Source organism: Calditerricola satsumensis, from assembly GCF_014646935.1.
Lineage (GTDB): Bacteria > Bacillota > Bacilli > Calditerricolales > Calditerricolaceae > Calditerricola > Calditerricola satsumensis.
Map to the genome: position 1 here is coordinate 20716 of NZ_BMOF01000016.1, position 22836 is coordinate 43551.

Annotated in this window: 24 protein-coding genes, 4 tRNA genes and 1 pseudogene; 24 read left to right on the plus strand and 5 right to left on the minus strand. The window is 62.8% G+C overall.

Annotated elements, in window-relative coordinates:
• Window positions 1–12: 12 nt before the first annotated feature.
• Together IEX61_RS05415 and IEX61_RS05420 are read right to left on the minus strand one after the other, a co-directional pair.
• Window positions 13–1194 carry an aminotransferase class I/II-fold pyridoxal phosphate-dependent enzyme gene (locus IEX61_RS05415; protein WP_188817021.1) on the minus strand — a complete coding sequence of 394 codons (1182 nt, stop codon included), beginning with the start codon at window positions 1192–1194 and terminating at the stop codon, window positions 13–15.
• Complete coding sequence (locus tag IEX61_RS05420) at window positions 1191–1685, minus strand: Lrp/AsnC family transcriptional regulator (protein WP_188817023.1); 495 nt, start codon at window positions 1683–1685, stop codon at window positions 1191–1193. Before IEX61_RS05420 ends, IEX61_RS05415 begins: the two co-directional genes overlap by 4 nt.
• Before the next feature lie 221 nt (window positions 1686–1906).
• Here IEX61_RS05420 and fabI point away from each other — a divergent pair, with 221 nt between their 5' ends.
• Window positions 1907–2683: an enoyl-ACP reductase FabI gene (fabI, locus tag IEX61_RS05425; RefSeq protein ID WP_054670079.1), complete on the plus strand. Its 777-nt coding sequence runs from the start codon at window positions 1907–1909 to the stop codon at window positions 2681–2683.
• A 92-nt stretch (window positions 2684–2775) separates the two neighbouring features.
• On the opposite strand, the gene IEX61_RS05430 is transcribed toward fabI, so the two are convergent.
• On the minus strand, window positions 2776–3216 hold the full coding sequence (locus IEX61_RS05430; protein WP_054670082.1) for a GNAT family N-acetyltransferase: 441 nt from the start codon (window positions 3214–3216) through the stop codon (window positions 2776–2778).
• Between the two features lie 21 nt (window positions 3217–3237).
• Window positions 3238–3753 (minus strand): 2'-5' RNA ligase family protein, encoded by a 516-nt coding sequence (locus tag IEX61_RS05435; protein WP_054670087.1) that lies wholly within the window; start codon window positions 3751–3753, stop codon window positions 3238–3240.
• Between the two features lie 142 nt (window positions 3754–3895).
• Between IEX61_RS05435 and IEX61_RS05440 the strand changes: the two genes are divergently transcribed.
• The 13 genes from IEX61_RS05440 to IEX61_RS05500 all read left to right on the plus strand — a co-directional run bounded on the left by IEX61_RS05440 (window position 3896) and on the right by IEX61_RS05500 (window position 10565).
• Complete coding sequence (locus IEX61_RS05440; RefSeq protein WP_157057674.1) at window positions 3896–4048, plus strand: hypothetical protein; 153 nt, start codon at window positions 3896–3898, stop codon at window positions 4046–4048.
• A gap of 104 nt (window positions 4049–4152) precedes the next feature.
• Complete coding sequence (locus IEX61_RS05445; RefSeq protein ID WP_054670089.1) at window positions 4153–4713, plus strand: phosphatidylglycerophosphatase A family protein; 561 nt, start codon at window positions 4153–4155, stop codon at window positions 4711–4713.
• A gap of 50 nt (window positions 4714–4763) precedes the next feature.
• Window positions 4764–4958: a hypothetical protein gene (locus IEX61_RS05450; RefSeq protein WP_054670109.1), complete on the plus strand. Its 195-nt coding sequence runs from the start codon at window positions 4764–4766 to the stop codon at window positions 4956–4958.
• A 67-nt stretch (window positions 4959–5025) separates the two neighbouring features.
• A tRNA-Met gene (locus IEX61_RS05455) sits at window positions 5026–5102 on the plus strand.
• Window positions 5103–5107: 5 nt separating this feature from the next.
• Window positions 5108–5183, plus strand: a tRNA-Ile gene (locus tag IEX61_RS05460).
• A gap of 13 nt (window positions 5184–5196) precedes the next feature.
• Window positions 5197–5272: transfer RNA gene (locus IEX61_RS05465), tRNA-Val, on the plus strand.
• A gap of 11 nt (window positions 5273–5283) precedes the next feature.
• Window positions 5284–5359 (plus strand) — tRNA-Val (locus tag IEX61_RS05470).
• Window positions 5360–5422: 63 nt separating this feature from the next.
• Window positions 5423–6139 (plus strand): response regulator transcription factor, encoded by a 717-nt coding sequence (locus IEX61_RS05475; RefSeq protein WP_054670091.1) that lies wholly within the window; start codon window positions 5423–5425, stop codon window positions 6137–6139.
• Window positions 6130–7077: a sensor histidine kinase gene (locus IEX61_RS05480; protein ID WP_188817025.1), complete on the plus strand. Its 948-nt coding sequence runs from the start codon at window positions 6130–6132 to the stop codon at window positions 7075–7077. The genes IEX61_RS05475 and IEX61_RS05480 overlap by 10 nt, the downstream gene beginning before the upstream one ends.
• Window positions 7078–7152: 75 nt before the next feature.
• Window positions 7153–8076, plus strand: coding sequence for an ABC transporter ATP-binding protein (locus IEX61_RS05485; RefSeq protein ID WP_054670102.1), 924 nt, complete (start codon window positions 7153–7155; stop codon window positions 8074–8076).
• Window positions 8069–8818, plus strand: coding sequence for an ABC transporter permease (locus IEX61_RS05490; protein ID WP_188817027.1), 750 nt, complete (start codon window positions 8069–8071; stop codon window positions 8816–8818). Before IEX61_RS05485 ends, IEX61_RS05490 begins: the two co-directional genes overlap by 8 nt.
• Window positions 8819–8937: 119 nt before the next feature.
• Complete coding sequence (locus IEX61_RS05495) at window positions 8938–10104, plus strand: peptidoglycan DD-metalloendopeptidase family protein (RefSeq protein WP_188817028.1); 1167 nt, start codon at window positions 8938–8940, stop codon at window positions 10102–10104.
• Window positions 10105–10205: 101 nt separating this feature from the next.
• Window positions 10206–10565 (plus strand): DUF4912 domain-containing protein, encoded by a 360-nt coding sequence (locus tag IEX61_RS05500; RefSeq protein WP_054671519.1) that lies wholly within the window; start codon window positions 10206–10208, stop codon window positions 10563–10565.
• Window positions 10566–10598: 33 nt separating this feature from the next.
• Here the strand turns inward: IEX61_RS05500 and IEX61_RS05505 are convergent, their stop codons facing one another.
• On the minus strand, window positions 10599–10949 hold the full coding sequence (locus tag IEX61_RS05505; RefSeq protein ID WP_054671522.1) for a YolD-like family protein: 351 nt from the start codon (window positions 10947–10949) through the stop codon (window positions 10599–10601).
• Window positions 10950–10979: 30 nt separating this feature from the next.
• On the opposite strand from IEX61_RS05505, the gene IEX61_RS05510 reads away from it, so the two are divergent.
• The 10 genes and pseudogenes from IEX61_RS05510 (at window position 10980) to iolC (ending at window position 22737) form a co-directional block, all read left to right on the plus strand.
• Entirely contained in the window at window positions 10980–11852 is an 873-nt protein-coding gene (locus IEX61_RS05510) for a YitT family protein (RefSeq protein WP_188817030.1), read from the plus strand.
• 605 nt (window positions 11853–12457) lie between these two features.
• Entirely contained in the window at window positions 12458–14323 is a 1866-nt protein-coding gene (iolD, locus tag IEX61_RS05515; RefSeq protein WP_054671530.1) for a 3D-(3,5/4)-trihydroxycyclohexane-1,2-dione acylhydrolase (decyclizing), read from the plus strand.
• 17 nt (window positions 14324–14340) lie between these two features.
• Complete coding sequence (gene iolE / locus IEX61_RS05520; protein WP_188817032.1) at window positions 14341–15258, plus strand: myo-inosose-2 dehydratase; 918 nt, start codon at window positions 14341–14343, stop codon at window positions 15256–15258.
• Window positions 15259–15316: 58 nt separating this feature from the next.
• A complete protein-coding gene (gene iolB, locus IEX61_RS05525; RefSeq protein WP_373288412.1) occupies window positions 15317–16153 on the plus strand; it encodes a 5-deoxy-glucuronate isomerase in 837 nt (278 codons plus the stop codon).
• Between the two features lie 25 nt (window positions 16154–16178).
• On the plus strand, window positions 16179–17186 hold the full coding sequence (locus IEX61_RS05530) for a LacI family DNA-binding transcriptional regulator (protein ID WP_188817033.1): 1008 nt from the start codon (window positions 16179–16181) through the stop codon (window positions 17184–17186).
• 75 nt (window positions 17187–17261) lie between these two features.
• Window positions 17262–18758, plus strand: coding sequence for a sugar ABC transporter ATP-binding protein (locus IEX61_RS05535; protein WP_054670959.1), 1497 nt, complete (start codon window positions 17262–17264; stop codon window positions 18756–18758).
• A gap of 35 nt (window positions 18759–18793) precedes the next feature.
• Window positions 18794–19598: pseudogene (locus tag IEX61_RS05540) on the plus strand (ABC transporter permease).
• 48 nt (window positions 19599–19646) lie between these two features.
• Window positions 19647–20621, plus strand: coding sequence for a sugar ABC transporter substrate-binding protein (locus tag IEX61_RS05545; protein WP_054670961.1), 975 nt, complete (start codon window positions 19647–19649; stop codon window positions 20619–20621).
• A 56-nt stretch (window positions 20622–20677) separates the two neighbouring features.
• Window positions 20678–21712, plus strand: a complete 1035-nt coding sequence (iolG, locus tag IEX61_RS05550) for an inositol 2-dehydrogenase (protein ID WP_054670966.1) — start codon at window positions 20678–20680, stop codon at window positions 21710–21712.
• Window positions 21713–21726: 14 nt separating this feature from the next.
• Window positions 21727–22737 (plus strand): 5-dehydro-2-deoxygluconokinase, encoded by a 1011-nt coding sequence (gene iolC, locus IEX61_RS05555; protein WP_188817035.1) that lies wholly within the window; start codon window positions 21727–21729, stop codon window positions 22735–22737.
• Window positions 22738–22836 lie beyond the last annotated feature (99 nt).

Consider the following 22836-nt stretch of genomic DNA (forward strand, 5'->3'; position numbering starts at 1 on the left):
CTTGTCATGAAGTTAGATGGGGCGAATGTGCTGGACAAAGCGCGCCATTCGCTCGAGGGCCTTTTCGAGGGCCTCGAGGGAGGTGGCGTAGGAGCAGCGCACGTGGCCGGCGCCGCCCTCGCCGAACACATCGCCCGGCACGACGGCCACCTTGGCCTCAAGGAGCAGCCGCTCGGCGAACTCGGTTGCGGTCAGGCCCGTCGGCTCAACGGAGGGGAAGGCGTAAAAGGCCCCTTCCGGCCGGTGGCAGGGCAGGCCGATGTCGCACAGGCCTTTCACGAAGAAGTTGCGCCGCTGCCGGTAGGCCTCCACCATGCGCGCCACGTCGCCGCGTCCGTGGCGCAACGCCTCGATGCCCGCCTTCTGGCTGAGGATCGGCGCGCAGAGCATCGTGTACTGGTGGATCTTCACCATGCCGGCGATGAGGTCGGCCGGTCCGCAGGCGTAGCCGAGGCGCCAGCCGGTCATGGCGAAGGCCTTGGAAAAGCCGGAGACGAGGATCGTCTGCGGGTAGGCGGCGGGAAAGGAGGCGAAGCTGACGAAGGGACGGTCATAGGTCAGCTCGGCGTAGATCTCGTCGGCGATGACGAGGAGGCCCGCCTCGCGGATGACGGGCAAGATCTCCAGCCAGTCGTCTTCGGTCATCACCGCGCCGGTGGGGTTGTTCGGGTAGGAGAAGATCAGCGCCTTCGTGCGCGGCGTGATCCGCTTGCGCAGCTCGGCGGCGCGGAGGCGAAAACCGGTCTCTTTGGTCGTCGGCACGCTGACGGGGACGCCGCCGCACAGGCGGACGTTGGCGGCGTAGGACACGTAGCACGGTTCGACGACGAGGACCTCGTCGCCCGGATCGAGAAGGGCGCGCAGGGCGAGGTCGATCGCTTCGCTGGCGCCGACGGTGACGACGATCTGGTCTTCCGGACGGTAGGACAGGCCGAAGCGGTCGGAGAGGTAGGCGGCGATCGCCTCGCGCAGCTCGGGCAGGCCCGCGTTGGCGGTATACGTGGTGTACCCCGCCTCGAGACTGGCAATGGCCGCTTCTCGGATGCGCCAGGGGGTGACGAAATCGGGTTCGCCGACGCCGAGGGAGATGCAGTCGGCCACCGAATTGGCCAGCTCAAAAAAACGCCGGATGCCCGACGGGGGGATGGACGCGACCGATTGGGCGAGGCGCGAACGTGTCGGCTTCTCGGTCATGGCGTGACAACCATCCTCCGGTCATCGCGGCGTTCGTCGAAGATGACCCCGTCGTGCTTGTATTTTTTCATGATGAAATGCGTTGTCGTTGAGATGACCGAATCGAGGGTGGCCAGCTTTTCGGAGACGAAGGCGGCGATCTCCTTCATCGACCGCCCTTCCACGACGACGGACAAGTCGTAGGCGCCGGACATCAGGTAGAGCGCCGTCACTTCGGGAAACTGGCTGATGCGCTGCGCCACCTCGTCAAAGCCCACGTCCCGCTTCGGCGTCACCTTGACGTCGATCATCGCCGTGACGCGGTCCTCCTGTACTTTATCCCAATTGACGAGCGCCGAATACTTGACGATGATGCCCTGCTCCTCGAGGCGGCGCAGCGCCTCGTTCACCTCGTCCACCGAAACGTCGAGCAGAACGGCCAGCGCCTCCGGGCTGCGCCGGCAGTTTGCTTCAAGCAGGCGAAGCAGTTCGCGCGTTTTTTCGGGGCTCATGGTTTCCCTCCACCGCTGTCGGTGTTTTTGCTTGTTTCAGGCAGTTTCCGCTGTGGCGCATTTTCCTTCTGTGGCGCATTTTCCTTCATCTTAGCACGGATTGCGCGACCGGCAAAGGGCTTCCCCCTCTCAGGGTGCTCGTGCATCCGCGGGAGGAAATGGTATACTGGTGACGTTGAACCTGGCGGCGTGTTGACACGTGAGGAAAGGGAGGAAACGCGATGCAAGGATTATTGGAAGGCAAGAACATTCTCATCATGGGCGTGGCCAACAAGCGCAGCATCGCCTGGGGCATCGCCCAATCGGCGCACCGCGCCGGAGCACGCCTCATTTTCACGTACCAGGGGGAGCGGTTGGAAGCGAACGTGCGCGAGCTGGTGGCGACGCTGCCGCGCCAGGATTCGCTTCTCCTGCCGTGCGACGTGACCAAGGACGAGGAGATTGATGCCGTCTTTGCCCGGATCCGCGACGAGGTGGGCGTCCTGCACGGCGTGGCCCATTGCATCGCCTACGCCAAGACGGAGGAACTGGAAGGCGAATTCGTCAACACGTCCCGCGACGGCTATCACTTGGCGCAGGACGTCAGCGTGTATTCGCTGGTCGCCGTGGCGCGCGCGGCACGTCCGCTCATGACCGAAGGAGGGAGCATCGTCACGCTGACCTACCTCGGCGGCGAGCGGGTGGTGAAAAACTACAACGTCATGGGCGTGGCCAAGGCGGCCCTCGAGATGGCCGTGCGCTACCTGGCCAACGACCTCGGACCCGACGGCATCCGCGTCAACGCCATTTCCGCCGGCCCCATCCGCACGCTGGCGGCCAAGGGCATCCGCGGCTTCAACGAGATCCTGAAGACGATCGAGGAAAAGGCTCCCCTGCGCCGGACCACCGACCAGTCGGAAGTGGGCGACACGGCGCTGTTCCTCTTCAGCGACCTGTCGCGGGGGATCACCGGCGAAGTGATCCACGTCGACAGCGGGTACCACATCCTTGGGTACTGAAACGGCGAAAGGCCCCGTCCATGCGGAGCCCCGAATGCCGCATCCTAAACGTCCGCCGCCTTCCCCGTTGGCGGGAGGGGCGGACGTTTCGTTTACGGGTTGAGGGTTTTGACCATGGTCACGTGCGGGATGCCCGCCTCCTCGAAAACGGCGCTGACCGTCTCATATCCCAATTTGCGGTAAAAGGGTTCGGCGTGCGTTTGGGCGTTGAGGCGCAACCGCACAAAGCCGCGGGCGGCCGCTTCGCGTTCCACGGCTGCCATCAGCAGGCGGCCCACGCCTTTGCCGCGCCAGTCCGCAAGCACCGCGACGCGTTCCACCTTGCCCGTGTCGCTGTCGTAGGGACGAAGGCGCGCCGCGCCGATCGGGCGACGTCCGGCGTACGCGACGAAATGGAGGGCGGTTTGGTCATATTCGTCCAGTTCGAGGGCCGGCGGAACGCCCTGCTCGCGGATGAACACCTCCTGGCGCACCGCCAGAGCGTCCCGTTTTTGCGCGTCATCGGTGGCCAGCACGACAACGGGCGCTTCCATGAACCCTCCCTACCTCGCGTCTCAGCATTCCTTGCCGAAGAGAAACGTTTGGTACACGGTCCACGTGCCATCGTCTAACCGGTACAGGAGGTGGAACCGATCGATCGGCGAGACCAGGTTGAGTTCGGTCATGCGCAGCCGACCGTAGACATCGAGCAGCTCTTCGTCGGTGAGGTCTTGGCCGATGGTGAGATGGGGAATAAAGGGATTTCTCGGTTCCTCCCGCACGACGCGTTCGTACAGCCGGCGGTGGAGTTTCTGCAAGGCCGGCTCATCCTGAATGGCGAAAAAGATGACGTTGTTGGTGGGGTGGAAGGTGCCGAATTTGTGGAAGTGAAGCGTAAACGGCTCGCTGCCCTTGGCCACTTCGGTCAGGTTCGCCACGGCGGCCGGCAGCTCGTCATCGGCCAGCGTGAAGGGTTCGGTCACTTTGATGTGCGGGGGAATTCGGGCGTATTGCGGGTCGTACCGTTTGCGGTAGGAGTTGGCCCGCTCTTGCACGTCGCGGCGCGGGAACAGGCAGACGCAGTAGAGCATGAACAAACCTCCTCGTACGCGTGCTCGATGTTCCTATTGTACCAAAAAGCAGACAAGGAAACGATGACCCCTGTCGGGCCGCAACAGGGAATAGGAACCAACGGGGGAGGAGAAGGTAAAAGGGGAGGGAGGGAAGACGAGGGTGGAACTGGTCGCGATCTTTTCGTTTCTTACCTTCTGCCTTTTGTTTGTGGTGGTCGGGCTTCTGTTCATGACGGTCCGTGCGGGTGTGGGGCTTTCCGCCCCGTTGGATGAGACGAAGCCGTCATCGCCGCGTAACCGCTTTCGGGAATAAACAAGCTGCTCGATTTGGATTGCGGTTTTTGTCGCACATTTCGCGTTTTATGCTATGATGATGAAAGGAGGGTAAGGACTTTGCGCTGAAAGGAGATTGGTCCCTTGCGTAAACGGGTGTCGAGCAAGGAAGTAAAAGCTGCTGCTCTGCAACGGTTGCGCGAACGCGGTGTAACCGTTGAAGCAATTGCCGAGATCGTGTGTCTCATGCAGTCGCCGTACACCCCGAATCTTTCGATGGAGGCGTGCGTGGAAAGCGTTGAACGGGTGTTGGAAAAGCGAGAGGTGCAGCACGCCATCCTCGTCGGGGTGGAACTGGATGTCCTGGCCGAGAAGGGCTTGCTTTCTGAACCGCTGCTTTCCCTCGTTCGCGGCGACGAAAGCCTGTTTGGCTGCGACGAAACGCTGGCCCTGGGGTCCGTGTTTGGGTACGGCAGCATCGCCGTGACCACCTTTGGCCACCTCGACAAGCAAAAGGTGGGCATCATCAAGCAGCTGGACACCAAGGCCGGCAAAGGCGTGCACACCTTTTTGGACGACATCGTCTGCAGCATCGCCGCCTCCGCGTCGAGCCGCTTGGCCCATCGCCTGCGCGACGAGGAAGAGGCGGCGTTGGAAGCCAAACGCAACTCGACGGCCGTCGAACCGGAAGCGCATGCCGGTTAGGCGGCATGTCGGGGTCATGCATCAACAACGCTGTGGGACAGGTGGGCGACGTGAGGCATTCATCGAAACCGGCTCAGCCGACGCGCTGGATCTACTGGGCCAAAGTGTTTGACTCGAAGTTTCAAGCGGGCTGTTTGGCCAAGCGGATGGAGGAAGACTGGTGGCTGTATGGCTACAAGAGCCCGCGGGAAGTGGAGGTTGTGCGCCTGAAAAACGGGCGCTACGGCGTGCGCTACATGTGGTAGGGGCTTCTTTCTCTTAAATTCCCTCTTGATTTTCTTTTAAACGTTGTGGTATAGTAAAACCCGTCGGCGCGGGGTGGAGCAGCCAGGTAGCTCGTCGGGCTCATAACCCGAAGGTCGCAGGTTCAAATCCTGCCCCCGCAACCACTTGTGGGCCTATAGCTCAGTTGGTAGAGCGGTCGGCTCATAACCGATTGGTCCCAGGTTCGAGTCCTGGTGGGCCCACCACTTGACAACCTGCGTGCCCGTAGCTCAGCTGGGAGAGCGCCACCTTGACGCGGTGGAGGTCACAGGTTCGAGCCCTGTCGGGCACACCATCCTTCCTCGTGTACCCGTAGCTCAGCTGGGAGAGCGCCACCTTGACGCGGTGGAGGTCACAGGTTCGAGCCCTGTCGGGTACACCATTTTCTTTTGGCGAAAACAACCGGCGGAAGCCGGCTTTTTTTATCGTGCAAGGGAGGCACGCTATGCATTCCGCTTCCATTCTCGTTGTGGAAGATGATCGGGATCTTCATCGGCTTGTGGCCACGTATTTGCGGAAAGAAGGTTATGCCGTTGATGGCGCGTACACGGGGCAAGAAGCGCTGGTGCGCGCGAGGAGCGGAAGCTACCACTTGGTTGTGTTGGACCTGATGCTTCCGGACATCGATGGGTTTGCGGTTCTGCGGGACATCCGGGAAGCATCGACGGTTCCGGTGATCATTTTGTCGGCCAAGGGCGAGGAATGGGATAAAGTGATGGGCTTGGGCATCGGAGCCGACGATTACCTGACCAAGCCGTTTCGCATCGCCGAGCTGATCGCGCGTGTCAAGGCCCAATTGCGGCGGTATCTCGTGTTGAACGCGCCCGCTTCAGCGCCTCCTCGCGTGATGCGTTATGGGGACCTTGAACTTCACTTGGACACCTACGAAGTGCGCGTCGGAGGAAAAGCCAAACCGCTGACGGCAAAGGAATATGCGCTGCTGAAGCTGTTCCTGGAACATCCGGGGCGCGTTTTTACAAAAGCGCAACTGTTCGAGCGTGTGTGGAAGGAGCCCTATCTGGGGGACGACAATACGGTCATGGTTCATATCCGGCGCCTTCGGGCGAAGATCGAGCCGAACCCTTCTCAGCCGCAGTACATCCAAACGGTGTGGGGGATCGGGTACAAATTGGGAGGAGGCCGCAACACGGAATGGACCTGATCGCCTGGGTTCTTGCCGGGGTGAATGTGTGGGTGCTTCTTCGATACCGAAGCCTGGTCCGCCAAGTGGAGCAAGTAAACGACATCTTGGCGAAGATTTCCGGAGGGAATTACAATCTCCGGTTTCGCATGCTGACGAACAACCCTCAAATGAAACGGCTTCGCGCCAATCTGAATGGGCTGGTGGATCAGTTTCAGCAGACCCTCAAGCGAATCCATTACTTGGAACATGCGCGCAAAACGATGTTGGCTTATCTTTCGCACGATTTGCGCACGCCGCTGGCGGCCATGCTTGGCTATGTGGAGGCGTTGCGCACCGACAACACGCTGACCCCCGCGGAACGGGCGGAGTATCTCGATATTGTTTCCCAACGCGGCGCAAAATTGGCGGAAATGTTGAACGATTTTTTTGAATTCACCCGCCTTGAAGCGGACGAGACGCCTCTGCCCCTCGAGCCGCTCGACCTTGCCGAAAAGGTACGGGAGGCGCTATTGCTGGTGCATCCGGAAGCCGCGCAGGCGGGAGTGGTTCCCGAGGTGAAGATTCCGGAGCATCCGGTGTGGGTCTGGGCGAATGCCCGCGCGGTCGATCGAATTTTGCACAATCTTTTGGTGAACGCCCTCCGGCATGGGAAGGACGGCGGGGTGATCGGGGTGGCCGTGCGGGAAGATGGCGATCGCGCGTGGGTGGACGTGTGGGATCGTGGAAGAGGCATCGACAAGCGAGATTTGCCGTACATTTTTGACCCGTTCTACACCCGCGGAAGGTCGCGCGAAGATGCGCGCCAAAGCAGCGGGCTGGGCTTGGCGATCGTCAAGCATTTGGTGGAAAAGCAGCAGGGAACGGTGACCGCCTCCAGCGTGCCGTGGAAACGGACGACCGTCTCGTTTTCGCTGCGCAGGATGACGGAAGAGGAAGAAACCGGAATGGAAAGGTAAGAAATTTGTAAGGAATGCGTAAGCGGCCTGTTCGTTTTTTGTCGTATTCTGGTCCTCGAGAAGGAGGGGACCGGGATGGAGACGATTTTGCGAACGCATCGGCTTGCTAAGGTGTACAGAAAGCGCGTGGCCGTTCGCGACGTGAGCATGACGATCGGGCGGGGGGAGATTTACGGTTTGCTCGGCCCGAACGGGGCCGGAAAGACCACCACCCTGCGCATGATTGTGGGACTCGTTCGTCCTTCGGCGGGGGAAATCGAGCTCTTCGGCGAACCCCTCCATTCCGGCAATCGCTCGCGGTTGTTGGAGCGGATAGGGGCCAACATGGAACGGCCGGGGTTTTACGGCAACTTGACGGCGTGGGAAAACCTACGCCTTCATGCCCGGCTGATGGGCATGGAAGACGAGGCGCGCATCGCAGACGTTCTCGAGCGGGTGGGGTTGCAGGCGGAAAAAGACCGCTTGGTTCGGCAGTTTTCCTTGGGGATGAGACAGCGGCTCGCCATTGCCCGCGCGCTGCTTCACCATCCCGAGTTTCTGGTGCTCGACGAACCGACCAACGGGTTGGACCCGGCGGGGATCAAGGCGTTGCGCCAGCTCCTCATCGACCTGGCGCAGACGATGCGGATCACCGTGTTGCTGTCGAGCCACCTTTTGAGCGAGGTGCAGCAGCTGGCCACGAAGATCGGCATTCTCGTTCAGGGACGGCTGGTGGAGGAGATTTCGGTGGCGGAGCTGGAACGGCGCAACCGCCACCACCTGGAACTGAAGGTGAGCGACGAAAAGAAGGCGGCCGTGCTACTGGAGCAAAAGCTGGGCATTGCCGACTACCGCGTGGTGGAACCCGGCGTGATCCGCGTCTATGAGCGGTTGTCCGAATCGGGAGTCCTCAACCGGACGCTGGTGTCAAACGGGGTGGACGTGCGGGAGCTGGTGCTGAAGCGCGATTCGTTGGAAGACTACTTTTTGCGGATTACGGGGGGAACGGGCGATGCGTGACATTCTGTATGCCGAATGGCTAAAGTTGAAGCGGTCAAAGGTATGGTGGCTGGTGGTGCTGGGGCCGGGATTGCCGGCGCTTCTCACCTTTGCCATTTACCTCAATGGCCAGCGCCTCACGGGGCGAGTGGTGAATTGGGACGCCTTTTTTCAAACGAGCGGCCTTTTGCTGAACGCCATGCTGGCACCTGCACTCTTTGCCCTATTGGCGGGCTATGTACTGGTGCGGGAATACCAGGAGCACACCATCAGCGCGCTGCTGACGTATCCGCGACCCCGTTGGAAATTTTATCTTGGCAAATGGCTGATCCTGGTTCCGTTCGCTTTCCTCGTATTTGCCCTGGGATACCTCTACACGGTCGGAGCCGGTTTTGCGCTGCGGCACGAGCCCTTGGTGGCGAAGACCCTGTGGGTGTATGCGCAGGCCTTTGGCATCATGGCCGTATGCAATGTGGCGCTCATTCCCTTGGCGCTGGTTGCCGCGCTGATCGGAAAAAGCCTCATCCCTGCCGTTGCCCTCGGGATCGGCGCCGTGGTGGTCAGCGTGCAGATCCTCAATTCGGATTTCCTTACCTTTTTTCCGTGGACTGCAGGGACGGCGTTGGTCATCGCCTTTGTCGATCCAGAATCCGTCTCGTTTTCCGCTTTCCATGCCGCGGCAACCCTGTTTCTCTCGTTTGTTGTGCCCTTCGTCGTGGGGCTCTATATTTTCAATAAAATGGACGTCCATGGCGGCTCTTGACGGAGTTCGTTTCCTTCCTGGTGGAACGTCCCGCTTTTCCAGCCGCCGGCCATGGCGTAGAATGGACGTAGGGCGCGCGGGCGGGTGTGGTGCGCGCTACGGAATCCGTTTGGAAAGCGGTGAGGACGTTGTACGCCATCGGCATGCGCGTGGCGTTGGTGGGAGCGCTCTGCGCGGCCCTCGTTTCCGGCTGCGCCCAAGAGACGACGGAGATGCCCCTCGATCCAGCGACAAACCCGGGGATGTCTGGCGGAGAATCGGCGGTCAAGCAGCGGGCAGAACGGCCGATCGAACCAAGGCCAGAGGTGCCGTCGCGCCCGCCGGCGGCGGTGGACGTGCCGGCGAAGGCGGTGAACGGCACGCTCTACGTCGCCCTGCGTCCGCTGGCGGACCAGGTAGGCGGATCGGTGGCGCACGATCCGGTGGAAGGGACGATTGAGGCGGCGATCGGCGGACACCGCTTCTCGTGGATCGTCGGCGCGCCGGTCCTGTCGCGTGACGGCGTCTTCTTGCCGGGCGATTTCACGCCGGTGGTGGAGGGGAAGGAGATCTGGGTGCCGCTGGCCTTCGTGCGCGACGGCCTGCGGTGGCCGGCCCAAACCGCGGAGGGCGGCCGGATTCGTCTTGCGGTCCAAAACGCGACGGTGGAGGCGGCGAAACCCCAGCCCAACCGTCCCGCCTTGGCCACCCTGCGCGCCGCCGATGTCGCGGCGTACTTGCAACACCTGAGTCCGCCCATCCGCGGGGCACGCCTCAGCTCGCGCGCCAGCCACCTGCCCGGCGCACCGCGGTCCTACCGGGAGGGGGTCCACGAAGGCATCGACTGGTACAGCGGGTACACGGGCGTGGCGATCACGCGGTCGACGCCGGTCGTGGCGATGGCCGACGGCGTGGTGGTGCGGGCCGATCGGGCGTACCGCGAAATGCCAAAGGCCGAGCGCGACCGGCTCCTCGCCGAATGCCGCCGCTTGGGGCGCACGCCGGCGCACATCCTCGACCGGCTGCGCGGGCGAACCGTGTGGGTCCAGCACGACGGAGGGCTGCTCACGCGCTACGCTCACCTGTCGGCCGTGGCCGACGGCATCGACGTTGGCGCCCGCGTCAAGCGAGGCCAGGTGCTCGGTTATGTGGGCAATTCCGGCACGAGCAGCGGCGTCGCGGGGACCGACGAGGACCTGCACCTGCATCTCGACATACTCGTGTACGGGGAGCCGTTCTGGAAATATCTGCGCAGCGACGAAATCCGCCTGGTGCTCGAGGCGGTCTTTTCTCCAGAAAAGCGGTAGCGGCGCGGCGTGTTCCTGTTCTTCGCTCGCCCTTTCGTGCTATAATGAAAGGTGAACCCCGCAGTGCGGGCATTCTTTGAAGGAAAGGAACGGGTGACCGGATGCGTGCGAACCCTTCGGCTTCCTCGCGGGACGTCGACGGACCGAGTATCCGCATCAAATGGAGCGAAGGCGGAACGCTGGTCGCAACCTGGCAGCTGTCGGAGGAGGTCAAATCGGAGCTGAAGCGCCGTTTTGCCCTCCCCCCGCACGAGTTGCCCTTTGTCTTGCGTTTGTATGACGTGACCGATCGCGACGTGCGCAATGACGGTCTCGACAAATACGTCGACTTTGAAGTGAACGGCCAGGCGCTGGAGTGGCGCCTCTACGGGATCGAACCGGGCCGGAATTACCGCGTGGATTTGGGCGTCCGCCTCCTCGATGGACGCTTTTGGCCCTTGATCCGATCGGAAGCGGTGTAAGGGCGGTCGTGTACCGCCCTCTTCTTTATTTGGCTACGGTTCGCTGGGGAGGGTTACGTCGACAATGTCGGCCAACGGCAGCGCCCGACGGCCCGTTTCGGTGACGAGTTCGACCCGGCCAGCGAGGGGGTCGACGCGGCGGACCCGGCCGTGCACCGTGCGGTAGCCGTCGGGATGGTAAACGGTGAGGGTCACCGGGCAGCCCAGCCGCAGGGCGGCGGAAAGGGCGCGGGCGCATGCTTCTTGCTGTTGGGGATCGAGCACGGGCCGCGGCAGCACGCCCGCCGCGCGCTCCTGGTCGAGAAAGGCCTCCCGGTGTTCCGGCAGCAGGATCCGGTGCCCGGCGTAAAGAAAGTTGTGCCGGTAATAGCGCAAAAGGGACAACGCGTACCCCTCCTCCGTCGGCTTGAGGTGATGGACGTGCCCACGAACAAGAAAAAGACGTTTTTCGGCCGCCATGGCGGGCGGCTGCTCGCCATCCTCATCGGGGCGCTGTTGGTGGCCGTTGGCCTGGAGCTGTTCCTCATTCCCAACCGGGTCATCGACGGCGGCATCGTTGGGGTATCGATCATCCTTGATGCGCTGACGCCGATTCCGCTGGGTGTGTACCTCGTATTGTTAAATCTTCCTTTTCTTGTTGTCGGCTACAAACAAATCGGCAAGACGTTTGCCTTGTCGACGCTGTTTGCCGTCAGCGCGCTCGCCGTCTTTGTGACGTTGCTTCGTCGGCTGGAACCCGTAACCACCGACGTCATTTTGGCCACCGTGTTTGGCGGGATCATTTTGGGCATCGGGGTCGGATTGATCATCCGCTTCGGCGGATCCCTCGACGGGACGGAGATCGTTGCCATTCTCGTCAACCGGAAATTCGGGTTTTCCGTCGGCGAAATCATCATGTTCTTTAACGTGTTTATTTTGGGTAGCGCCGGCTTTGTCTTCACGTGGGAAAGCGCGATGTATTCGCTCATCGCCTACTTCATCGCCTTTAAAACGATCGATGTGGTGATCGAGGGGCTGGACGAGTCGAAGTCGGTGATCATCATTTCCGACGAAAGCCAGAAAATCTCCGAGACCATCTTGGCCCGCCTCGGCCGGGGCGTGACGCACATCTACGGCAAGGGCGGGTACACGCAGGAGGAGAAGGAACTGCTGTACTGCATCGTGACCCGCCTCGAGCTGGCCAAGCTGAAGAGCATCGTCCAGGAGATCGACCCCAACGCCCTCATCGCCGTGGAAAACGTCCACGACGTGATGGGCGGCCAGTTCAAAAAGCGCCCCATCCACTGATGCCTCCTGGGCAAGCGCGACAGCGGCCTCCCTTTTGGGAAGGCCGTTTTTCGATAGGGTATGATGCGAACACATGTTCTATCCCTAATCATAGCGCAGCCGATCGGAGAGGCAATGGGAAAAATGTTCCAGATGTCCCCGTTTGCGCTGGTTTTGGCGGGGCGCCGTCAGCGCGCGTCGTACCACTGCACGTCTTCGAGCAGCATAGACGGTTTCCTTCCCCAGAAATGGCGCATGAAAGATGTACAAGTACTCATCTTCCAGAATGTTAAGGCATGCAAGTCCTCACTCCTTCCCGCTGGACGGCTGACTTACATGTTTGGAAATGCCATTTAGGGGCAAATTGTGGGGGAGGTCCGCAGGTCTGAAAGCCACAAGAAGGACAGCGCGAGGGCCGCAGGAGGGGTAATAGATGGAATCATTCAATTGTTAAAAAAAGACTTGCAATTTTGCCGAGGCGCATGGTAGAATCGAAGCACGGAAAGCGCTTAACTTAACGGGGAGGCGGAAAGCAGGCCGGTCAAGGAGACAGACGCGCGACGTCGGCCGTTGTGTTACGGATAGCGTTTAACTCGGATGGGATCCGGAAGGAGGGAAGGCGGCGGATGAAGACGGTTCGCCTGACGATGGCCCAGGCGCTGCTAAAGTTTTTGAATAATCAATATGTTTCGATCGACGGGGAGGAGCGGAAATTTGTCCGCGGCGTGTTCGGCATCTTCGGCCACGGCAACGTGACGGGAATCGGGCAGGCACTTGAGGACGACCCCCATGGGCTGCCGTATTTCCAGGGAAAGAACGAGCAAGGCATGGCCCACGCGGCCATCGCCTATGCGAAGCAGAAAAACCGCCTGGAGATCTTTGCTTGCACGACGTCGATCGGACCTGGCGCGCTGAACATGGTGACGGCGGCAGCTGTGGCGACGGTCAACCGCATTCCCTTGTTGTTGCTTCCGGGCGACGTGTTCGCCTGCCGGCAGCCCGATCCCGTCCTGCAGCAAATCGAGGACCCGACCGACTACACCGTCACGGCCAACGACGCCTTCAAGCCGGTCAGCCGGTACTGGGACCGCATTGAACGGCCTGAACAGCTGATGACGGCTGCCCTGCATGCCATGCGCGTCCTGACCGATCCGGCGGAAACGGGGACGGTGACCCTGTGCCTGCCCCAGGACGTGCAGGCCGAGGCGTACGACTACCCCGTTTCCTTCTTCGACAAGCGCGTGCACGTCATCGAGCGCCGTCCGCTGACGGCCGCGGCACGGGAGCGCGCCGTAAACCTCATCCGCCGCAAGAAGCGGCCGATCCTCATCGCCGGCGGCGGGGTGCACTATTCGCTGGCCCTCAAGGAGCTGGCCGCCTTTGCCGAGGCGTTCCACATCCCCGTCGCCGAGACGCAGGCCGGCAAGAGCGCCCTGCCCCACGACCACCCGCTCAACGTCGGGGGCATCGGCGTAACGGGCTCGCGCGCGGCCAACCTCCTGGCCAAGGAGGCCGACCTCGTTATCGCCGTCGGCACGCGGCTCACCGACTTCACCACGTCGTCCAAATGGCTGTTCCAAAACCCTGACGTGGAGATCCTCAGCATCAACGTCAGCCCCTTCGACGCGGTGAAGCTTGATGCCACGCCGGCCGTGGCCGACGCAAAGGAGGCCCTCGCCGCCCTCACCGACGCGCTGCGGGCGGTTGGCTATCGATCCGGCTATGCGGAGGGCGAAATCCGGCGGCTGAAGGCGCAATGGGACGACGAGGTGGATCGCCTGTACGCGTGGGAGCACCCGGATGGGCTGACGCAGACGCGGGCCCTCGGGGTGATCAACGAGGCCCTTGATGAAGACGCGATCATCGTCGCCGCCGCCGGGGGGCTCCCGGGCGACTTGCACCGGCTGTGGCGATGCAGAAAGCCGAAGACGTACCACCTCGAATACGGCTTTTCGTGCATGGGCTACGAGGTGTGCGGCGCCCTCGGCGTGAAGATGGCCGAGCCGGATCGCGAGGTGTATGCCCTTGTCGGCGACGGCAGCTACCTGATGCTCCATTCCGAGCTGGTGACGAGCCTGCAGGAAGGGCTCAAAATCACCGTGCTCCTCTTTGACAACGGCGGGTACCAGTGCATCCACGGCCTGCAAAAGGCCCACGGCTCAAGGGGCTTTGGCAATGAGTTTCGCCTTCGTGATGCCGAAACGGGCCGCCTGACGGGCCCGTACCTGGCCATCGATTACGCCCAGCACGCGCGCGCCCTCGGGGCCAAGGCGTACACGGCGCGCACCACCGACGAGCTGCGTGAGGCGCTGGAACGGGCCAAGGGGGAGACGGTGTCGACGCTGATCCACATCCATGTGCTGCCGGAGACGGGCACCGGCGCCTATGAGGCGTGGTGGCGGGTCGGCGTGGCCGAGGCGTCGGACAATCCGCACGTGTGCGCGGCCCATGAGGCGATGCGGCGCCGTGTGGACGAGGCGCGCCGGTGGTGAGGCGAGGGGAGAGCAGAATGGCGGAAGCGGTTCCGTTCAAATGGGGCGTATCGCCGATCAACTGGGCCAACGAAGACCTGCCCGAGTTGGGCGATCGGTATACGGGCGAGGCCATTCTGCGCGACATGGCCCGGCTCGGTTTTCAGGGCACCGAATTCAGCCGGAAGTTTCCGCGCGACGCATCGCAGCTCAAGGCGCTGCTGGCGCGATACGGCCTGGTCCTCGCCTCGCAGTGGAAATGGGTGCGCTTTTGCGACCCGCAACGCCGGGAAGCAGAACTGGCCGCCTTGGCCGCGCACATCGCGTTTCTGGATGCGATGGGCTGCCGCCATGTGATTGTGTGCGAGGTGACCCGCTCGTTTCAGGATGCGGCCTACCGGGAGGCGCCCCGCGAGGCCCGGCAGCTTTCCGACGCGGAGTGGGCCCACCTCGTCGACGGCCTGCACGAAGCGGGGCGGCTGTGCCGGGCGCAGGGGATGCGCCTCGTTTATCATCACCACGCCGACACGGCGGTGGAGACGCCGGAGGCCATCGGCCGGCTTCTGGCGCACACCGACCCGGAACGGGTGAGCTTGCTCCTCGACACCGGGCACGCCGTCTACGGCGGCGGCGATCCCCTCGACCTCTTGCGCCGGTACGGTGACCGCATCGCGTATGTCCACTTCAAGGACGTGCGGCGGGCCGTCCTCGAGCGCGTTCGTGCCGACGGGCTGCCCTTCTTGGAAGCCGTGCGGCAGGGCGTGTTCACCGTGCCGGGCGACGGGTGCATCGACTTTGGCCCCATCGTTGCGGAGCTTTTGGCCCGCGGGTACGACGGATGGGTGATCGTCGAGGCGGAACAGGATCCGGAACAGGCGGACCCCTTCGTTTATGCGGAAAAGGCCCAAGCGTATTTGCGCGCCCTGCTGGCCGACGCACGGCGGTCGGCCGGCTGAGCGGGAACGCGAAAAGCGCATGACGAATCGAGAGGCCGACAGGTGAGGTGACGAAGGCATGGCGAAGCGGAAGCACCTGCCCGACTTGATCGTGAAAAGCCGCCCCACGCCGGATGAGACCGGTTGCGTCGTCAACGTGACGCCGGAGACGGCGGGATGGGCGTACGTCGGCTTTGCCGTGTACCGGCTGGCGGAAGGGCAGACCCTTCGCTACGATACGGCCGACCGCGAGGCGTGCCTCGTCTTCGTGGCGGGGCGGGCGGCGGTCCGCGCCGGCGATGCAGCGTGGCCGGAGGTGGGGGAGCGGATGAGCCCCTTTGACGGACCGCCCCACGCGGTGTACGTGCCGCCGCGGACGGCGGTGCACCTCGAAGCCCTGACCGACGTGGAAGTGGCCGTCTGCACCGCGCCCGGCCGGGGGACGCACCCGCCGCGCCGCATCGGGCCGGACGACGTGGCGGTGGAGGTGCGGGGGGAGGGCGTGACCGAGCGGCGCATCCACCACATCCTGCCCGAGACGGCGCCGGCCGACAGCCTGCTCGTCGTGGAGGTGCTCACGCCGGCCGGCCACTGGTCGAGCTGGCCCCCGCACAAGCACGACCGGCACGATCCTCCGCGCGAAACGGCGCTGGAAGAGACCTACTACTACAAGATCCGCCCACAGCAGGGGTTCGCCATCCAGCGCGTCTACACCGCCGACGGCGCGCTGGACGCAACGCTCACCGTCCGCGACGGCGAGACGGTGCTCGTTCCCTGCGGATATCATCCCGTCGCCGCGCCGCCCGGTTCCGACGTCTACTATTTGAACGTGATGGCCGGCCCGGTTCGCCAGTGGCGCATCCGGTTCGATCCGGATTACGAAGGCCTGCTGGAGGGGTCTATGCCGCGGGAGTGAGGGAGGACGTGATGGAGAGAAGACGATGAAACCGACGATCTACGACGTGGCACGCGAAGCGGGTGTGTCCATCGCCACGGTATCGAAAATTCTAAACGGAAAGGGAAAAATCAGCCCCTCGACCAGACGGCGGGTGCTCGAGGCGATCGAGCGGCTGGGCTACCAGCCGAACCTGCTTGCCTCGGCCTTGACCGGCAAGCGAACGCAAACCCTCGCGCTGCTCGTTCCCGATGTGGCCAACCCCTTTTTTGCCGAGGTGGCGCGCAGCGTGGAAGACCGCGGGCGAGCGCTCGGGTTTACGGTCATCCTGTGCAGCACGGACAACCAGGATGACCGCCTGGCGCGCTACCTCGCCGTCCTCAAGCAAAAGCGCGTCGATGGCCTCATCATCGGCACGGGAGTGGAAGATCTGCGCCTGTTGGCAGAGCTGAAGGAAGAGGGGCTCCCCTTTACCCTCATCGCGCGGGATCTGCCGTCCCTTCCCGTTACGAGCGTTCGAGTTGACGATTTTGTGGGCGGCTACCTCGCCGCGCAGCACCTCGTGGAACTGGGCCACCGGAAGATGGCCGTGCTCACCGAATCCCTGAAGGTGATGAGCAGCCGCGAACGGGTACGCGGCTTCCGGCAAGCGCTGGAAGAGGCCGGTGTGCCCTTCCCGGAAGAGGCGGTGTACACGTGCGCCGCCCGCGTGGACGACGGCCGGCGGAAAGCGCTTGCGGTGCTCGCCGCCGCCGATCCCCCGACGGCCATTTTCGCCGGCAATGACCTGATCGCCATCGGCGTGCTGCAGGCGGCCAAGGAAACGGGAATGGCCGTTCCCGACGACCTCTCCGTCGTCGGGTTTGACAACACGGTTTTGGCCACGATCTGCGATCCCCCGCTCACGACCGTCGCCCAACCCATCGAGGAAATGGGCAAGCAGGTGGTCGATTGGCTCGTGCGGGAACTCAATGGCGAGGCGGACGTGAAACAGCGCGTTATCCTCCGCCCGGAGCTGATCGTGCGCGCGTCAACGGCACCGCCGCGGAGGTGATGGATGTGTTCGGTTGCCGGTTCATCGGAAGGGGTTCGTTGCAGGAAAGCGCTTAACTCAATCGGGGGGTCTCCTATGCCAATCTTGCGCATGCAGAACATCCACAAGGCGTTTGCGGGGAACCCGGTGCTGCGAGGGGTCAATTTTGAGGTCAAGGCGGGTGAAGTGCATGCGTTGCTTGGGGAAAACGGTGCCGGCAAGTCGACGCTGATCAAAATCCTGACGGGGGTGTACCAGAAGGATGCGGGGGAAATCTGGTGGGAGGGTCGTGTCGTTGAAATCAACACCCCCGTAGACGCCATGCGCCTTGGCATTGCGACGATCTATCAGGAACTCAACTTGGTTCCCCACTTGACGGTGTACGAAAACCTTTTTCTTGGACAGGAAGTGCGGCGGACAAAACACCTGCCGTTTCTGAACAAGACGTATATGCGGCGCAGGGCGATCGAATGCCTTCGTCTGCTGGGACAACCGCTTGATCCCGACGCTCCCGTCTCCACATTGGGGATCGGCCAACAACAGCTCGTGGAAATTGCCAAGGCGCTGGTGCGGGATGCCAAACTGATCATCATGGACGAGCCGACGGCCAGCCTTTCGGAGGCTGAAGTGGAACAGCTCTTCACCACCATCGACGCGCTGCGCGCCAAGGGGGTGGCGTTTGTCTACATTTCGCACCGCCTGGAAGAAATTCGGCGAATTGGTGACCGGGTGACCATTCTTCGCGACGGGCAAACCCTCGCCACGCACGATGCCAAACGGGTACCGACGGATACGATCATTGAACAGATGGTTGGACGGAAACTTGAGGAAAAGTTTCCGAAGAAACGTTTCATCCGTGGTGCTGAAGGGCTGCGCGTGGAAAATCTCAAACGTAAAGGTGCCCAACATGCCGTTTCGTTTGTGGCGTATCAGGGGGAGATCCTTGGGATTGCCGGGTTGGTTGGAGCGGGGCGGACGGAACTGGCCCGCGCCATTTTCGGTGTCGATCCCGTGGAGAGCGGCAAGGTTTTCGTGTTTGGACAGGAAGTCCACATTCGTTCGCCCGCCGATGCGATTCGGGCCGGGATCGCCTTCATCACCGAAGACCGGAAGCGTGAAGGGCTGTTCCTGGATCAACCGTTACCGTTCAATGTAACCATTGCCAGCCTCCCGTCGTTCAAAAATCGCGTGCTGTTGTCGCGATCGAAAATCAAGGAGACGACGGAACGGTACATGCGCGAGTTGCGCGTCCGGCCGTTCAAGAGTGAGTTGTCCGCCCGAAAACTGAGTGGCGGGAATCAGCAGAAAATCGTCATCGCCAAGTGGTTGTGTACGAAGGCTAAGGTTTTTCTCTTTGACGAACCGACGCGGGGAATCGATGTTGGGGCAAAGGTGGAGGTGTACCACCTCATCAATGCGCTTGTCGATAACGGGGCCGTCGTGATCCTCATCTCATCAGAATTGCCCGAATTGTTGGGGATGTGCGACCGCATCTTGGTCATGCACGAGGGACGAATTGTGGCCGATCTGCCGCGGGAAGAGGCGACACAGGAAAAGATCATGAAAGCTGCGACGGGAGGGATGACGAGATGAGCGCGCTCCCGACAAACCCGGTTGTGGCGTCGGATATGCCGCCGCGTACCCGACGTCTGTCGAAGGAGGTGCTGCACAGTCTCGGCGCGTTATTGGGTTTGTTTCTCCTTTGCCTCGTGTTGACCTTGTTCTCGGACAAATTTCTCACCCTGGATAACCTGATGAACATTGCACGCCAGTCATCGGTTAACGCCTTGCTCGCGCTCGGCATGCTCCTGGCGATCCTGACGGCGCCTTCCCCATCCCTTTATCTCGACGCTGGGGACGATGAACATCGCGCGGGGACTTGCCCTGATCATCACGGGCGCGGCGCCCATCGCGGGGTTTCCGGAGGCCATTCAGTACGTAGGGCGCGAGTTTGTGGGCCCCGTGCCGGTCAGTTTCCTGCTGGTGTTGGCCATGTATGTCCTCTTCCATATCTTCCTCACCCGCACGGCCACCGGACGGTACATCTACGCCATCGGGAGCAACAAAGAAGCGGCACGGCTTTCGGGCATAAACGTTGATCGCGTGCTGGTGATCGTCTATACGTTAAGCGGTCTTTTGGCTGCGTTGGCGGGTCTCGTGCTCGTTGGGCGCGTCAATTCGGCCTATCCCTTGGCCGGTCTGGGGTATGAGCTGGACGCCATCGCGGCGGTGATTATCGGTGGAGCCAGCTTCTTCGGCGGCGTGGGTACCGTGTGGGGCACGCTCATCGGCGCCCTGATCATCGCCGTGCTGCGCAACGGGCTGAATCTCCTGAATGTGGCAGCCGATCTGCAAACCGTGGTCATCGGCGTGGTGATCATTGTCGCCGTCTATCTGGATGTCCTGCGGCAGCGCTCGCGGAAAAAGGCATAACACGGTTGCACGCGGCGCCGCGAAGTTTGGTGAAGGGAGGCCGGTTGAATGAAACGGGTGCTTTCCTTGTTGTTGGTTCTGGCGATGGCAGGGCTTGCGGGATGCAGCGGTTCGCCCACCGGAGGGGATACGGCTGGCGGCCCCAAGGAAGGCGGAGGCGACAAGCCGGAAATCGTCGTTGTGCTGAAGACGGTGAGCAGCCAATATTGGAAGTTTGTCGAGGCCGGGGCGAAAAAAGCGTTTGCCGATCTGGGCGTAAGCGGAAAGGTGATCGGACCGGCTTCAGAGGTGCAGGTCATGGAACAAGTGAACATGCTGGAAGATGTGCTCAGCCAAAACCCCGATGCGTTGGTGGTGGCGCCGACACAGCCGTCGACGGCCATCCCCGTGTTTGAGAAATACAAGGAAAAGGGCATCCCGGTAATCCTCATCGACACCGACGCCGGCTGGCCGGACCAGACGACGTTCATCGGCACAGACAACACCACCGCGGGAATGCAAGGCGGAAAGCTGCTCTCCTCCATGCTCCAACCGGGGGACAAGGTGGCGCTGATTTCCGGGGCATTGGGGAACCCGGCCACCGACGCGCGCATCAAGGGGGCCAAAGAGGTGCTGGAGAAGGCGGGCATGGTGGTGGTGGCCGAGCAGCCGGCCGATAGCGACAAGGCCAAGGCGATGGCGGTGATGGAAAACATTCTGCAGACGACGCCCGACGTCAAAGGCGTATTCTGCGCCAACGACGACATGGCCCTTGGCGCACTGCGCGCCATTGAAGCCAAGGGGCTGAAGATCCCCGTCATCGGGACGGACGGGACGATCGAGGCGGTGGAAGCGATTCTCGCCGGGTCGCTCGCCGGCACCGTCGCACAGCGCCCCTTTGATATGGGGTACAAAGGCGTGGAAGCGGCACTCAAGGTGGTGAAGGGGGAAACGATTCCCAAGCGGGTGACCGTTGGCGTCGACCTCATCACCCGGGAAAACGCCAAGGAAAAGTTAGAATTCTTGAAACAGATCGAAAAATGACGGGAGATTACGCGTGCGCGTGTCGGGTTTAACGTAAAAGGATGGAGGCGCGAAACATGGACAAATTGCGCATCGGCATCATCGGTGCGGGGCGCATCGGCAAGCTGCACGCCGAAAACCTGTGCCGTTACCCGCATGCCCGCCTGGTGGCGGTGGCGGACGTGGCCGCCGACCGCCTGCGGGACTGGGCCGCGCAATGGGACATCCCGCGCGTGACCGCCGACTACCGGGACATCCTTGCCGACGACGCCGTCGACGCCGTGTTCATCTGCACGCCCACCGACACCCATGCTGCCTTGGTCCAGGAGGCGGCGGCGGCGGGGAAACACATCTTTTGCGAGAAGCCGGTCAGCCTCGACCTGGGGCAGACCCGCGCGGCCCTGGCGGCGGTTCGCGCGGCGGGGGTCAAGCTGATGGTCGGGTTCAACCGCCGGTTTGACCCCACTTTTCAGCGGCTGCGGGAGTGGGTTCGGGAGGGGAAGGTGGGATGCCCCCATGTCGTAAAAATCACCTCGCGCGACCCCGCGCCGCCGCCGGCCGACTACATCCGCGCGTCGGGCGGGCTCTTTCTCGACCTGACCATCCACGATTTTGATCTGGCCCGTTTCCTGATGGACAGCGAGGTGGAGGAGGTGTATGCCGCGGGAGGGGTCTTCGTCGATCCCGCCTTCGCCCAGTACGGCGATGTGGACACGGCGGTGGTGACGCTGCGGTTTCAAAACGGGGCCCTCGGGGTGATCGACAACAGCCGGCAGGCCGTTTTCGGGTACGACCAGCGGGTGGAGGTGTTCGGCTCGGCCGGGTGCGTCGCCGCAGACAACGCCTTTCCCACCACCGCCCAAGCCCTCACCGCTCTTGGCGTGGAACGCGACAAGCCGCATCGGTTTTTCCTGGAGCGCTACCGCGAGGCCTACTTCCTCGAGGCGGAGGCCTTCGTGGACTCCGTGCTGCACGACAAGCCGGTTCCGGTGAGCGGCGAGGACGGCCTGCAGGCGGAGCGGGTCGCCCATGCCGCCAAACGGTCGCTTGCCGAAAAGCGGCCGGTGAAGGTGGCCGAAGTCGGCTTTGAAGCGGAGATGCCTTCCATGTGAACGGGGGTGGGGACGTGAACGGGCTGCGGTTTGACCCGACCAAACCGCTCGATGTGATCGCCCTGGGCCGGCTGTGCATCGACCTGAACGCCAACGAGACGGGCCGACCGCTGGAGGATGTGGTCACCTTTACGCGGTACCTCGGCGGCTCGCCGGCCAACATCGCCGTGGGCGCCGCGCGGCTCGGCCTGAAGACGGGCTTCATCGGCAAGGTGGCCGACGATCCCTTCGGGCGGTTCATCGTCCGCTACCTGCGCGAGGCCGGCATCGACACGTCCGGCGTGGTCACGGACGCGCCGGGCAGCGTCACGGGGCTCACCTTTACGGAGATGAAAAGCCCCGAAGAAGGGCGCATCTACATGTACCGGGAGAACGTGGCCGATCTCAATCTGGCGCCGAACGAGGTGTCCGAGGAGTACCTTGGATCCACCAAAGCGCTGCTCATCTCCGGGACGGCGCTGGCCCGGAGCCCGTCGCGCGAGGCCGTGTTCGTGGCCCTGGACTACGCCCGTCGCCACGGCGCGGTGGTCGTCTTCGACCTCGACTACCGCCCGTACACGTGGTCGTCGCCCGAGGAGACGGCGGTGTACTACAAGCTGGCGGCGGAAAAAAGCGACGTGGTGATCGGCACGCGGGAGGAGTTTGACCGCCTGGAGCGCTTCGACCCGCCTTCGCGCGGCGACGACGAGACGACGGCGCGCCGGCTGTTCGCGCACCGGGCCCGGCTCGTCATCGTCAAGCACGGGAAAGCGGGATCGGTGGCCTACACGCGCAACGGCCAGCGGGTGGTCGGACCGGTCTTCCCCGCCCGCGTCGTCAAGCCCTTCGGCGCCGGCGACGCCTACGCGGCGGCGTTGCTCTACGACCTGCTCCGCGGCTGGGCGTTGGAGCGGTGCCTGACCTACGGCAGCGCGGCCGCGGCCATTGTCATCTCCCGCCACAGTTGTTCCGACGCCATGCCCACGGCCGAGGAAATCGAGGCCTACATCCGGCAGGTCCAAAGCGGCCAGGGGGCTGGCGCGTAAGGTCTATGGCCAGGAAAGGAGAGGGGATTCCATGGCGCACGTCACCGAGGTGAAGGTGCTGAAGCATTTCATCGGCGGCCGGTGGGTGGAGGCGCAGGC

Coding starts and splice junctions, on each gene's coding strand:
- IEX61_RS05415 (WP_188817021.1), bottom strand. CDS start 1,194: ATGACCGAGAAGCCGACACGTTCGCGCCTCGCCCAATCGGTCGCGTCC.
- IEX61_RS05420 (WP_188817023.1), bottom strand. CDS start 1,685: ATGAGCCCCGAAAAAACGCGCGAACTGCTTCGCCTGCTTGAAGCAAAC.
- fabI (WP_054670079.1), top strand. CDS start 1,907: ATGCAAGGATTATTGGAAGGCAAGAACATTCTCATCATGGGCGTGGCC.
- IEX61_RS05430 (WP_054670082.1), bottom strand. CDS start 3,216: ATGGAAGCGCCCGTTGTCGTGCTGGCCACCGATGACGCGCAAAAACGG.
- IEX61_RS05435 (WP_054670087.1), bottom strand. CDS start 3,753: ATGCTCTACTGCGTCTGCCTGTTCCCGCGCCGCGACGTGCAAGAGCGG.
- IEX61_RS05475 (WP_054670091.1), top strand. CDS start 5,423: ATGCATTCCGCTTCCATTCTCGTTGTGGAAGATGATCGGGATCTTCAT.
- IEX61_RS05480 (WP_188817025.1), top strand. CDS start 6,130: ATGGACCTGATCGCCTGGGTTCTTGCCGGGGTGAATGTGTGGGTGCTT.
- IEX61_RS05485 (WP_054670102.1), top strand. CDS start 7,153: ATGGAGACGATTTTGCGAACGCATCGGCTTGCTAAGGTGTACAGAAAG.
- IEX61_RS05490 (WP_188817027.1), top strand. CDS start 8,069: ATGCGTGACATTCTGTATGCCGAATGGCTAAAGTTGAAGCGGTCAAAG.
- IEX61_RS05500 (WP_054671519.1), top strand. CDS start 10,206: ATGCGTGCGAACCCTTCGGCTTCCTCGCGGGACGTCGACGGACCGAGT.
- IEX61_RS05510 (WP_188817030.1), top strand. CDS start 10,980: ATGGACGTGCCCACGAACAAGAAAAAGACGTTTTTCGGCCGCCATGGC.
- iolD (WP_054671530.1), top strand. CDS start 12,458: ATGAAGACGGTTCGCCTGACGATGGCCCAGGCGCTGCTAAAGTTTTTG.
- iolE (WP_188817032.1), top strand. CDS start 14,341: ATGGCGGAAGCGGTTCCGTTCAAATGGGGCGTATCGCCGATCAACTGG.
- iolB (WP_373288412.1), top strand. CDS start 15,317: ATGGCGAAGCGGAAGCACCTGCCCGACTTGATCGTGAAAAGCCGCCCC.
- IEX61_RS05530 (WP_188817033.1), top strand. CDS start 16,179: ATGAAACCGACGATCTACGACGTGGCACGCGAAGCGGGTGTGTCCATC.
- IEX61_RS05535 (WP_054670959.1), top strand. CDS start 17,262: ATGCCAATCTTGCGCATGCAGAACATCCACAAGGCGTTTGCGGGGAAC.
- IEX61_RS05545 (WP_054670961.1), top strand. CDS start 19,647: ATGAAACGGGTGCTTTCCTTGTTGTTGGTTCTGGCGATGGCAGGGCTT.
- iolG (WP_054670966.1), top strand. CDS start 20,678: ATGGACAAATTGCGCATCGGCATCATCGGTGCGGGGCGCATCGGCAAG.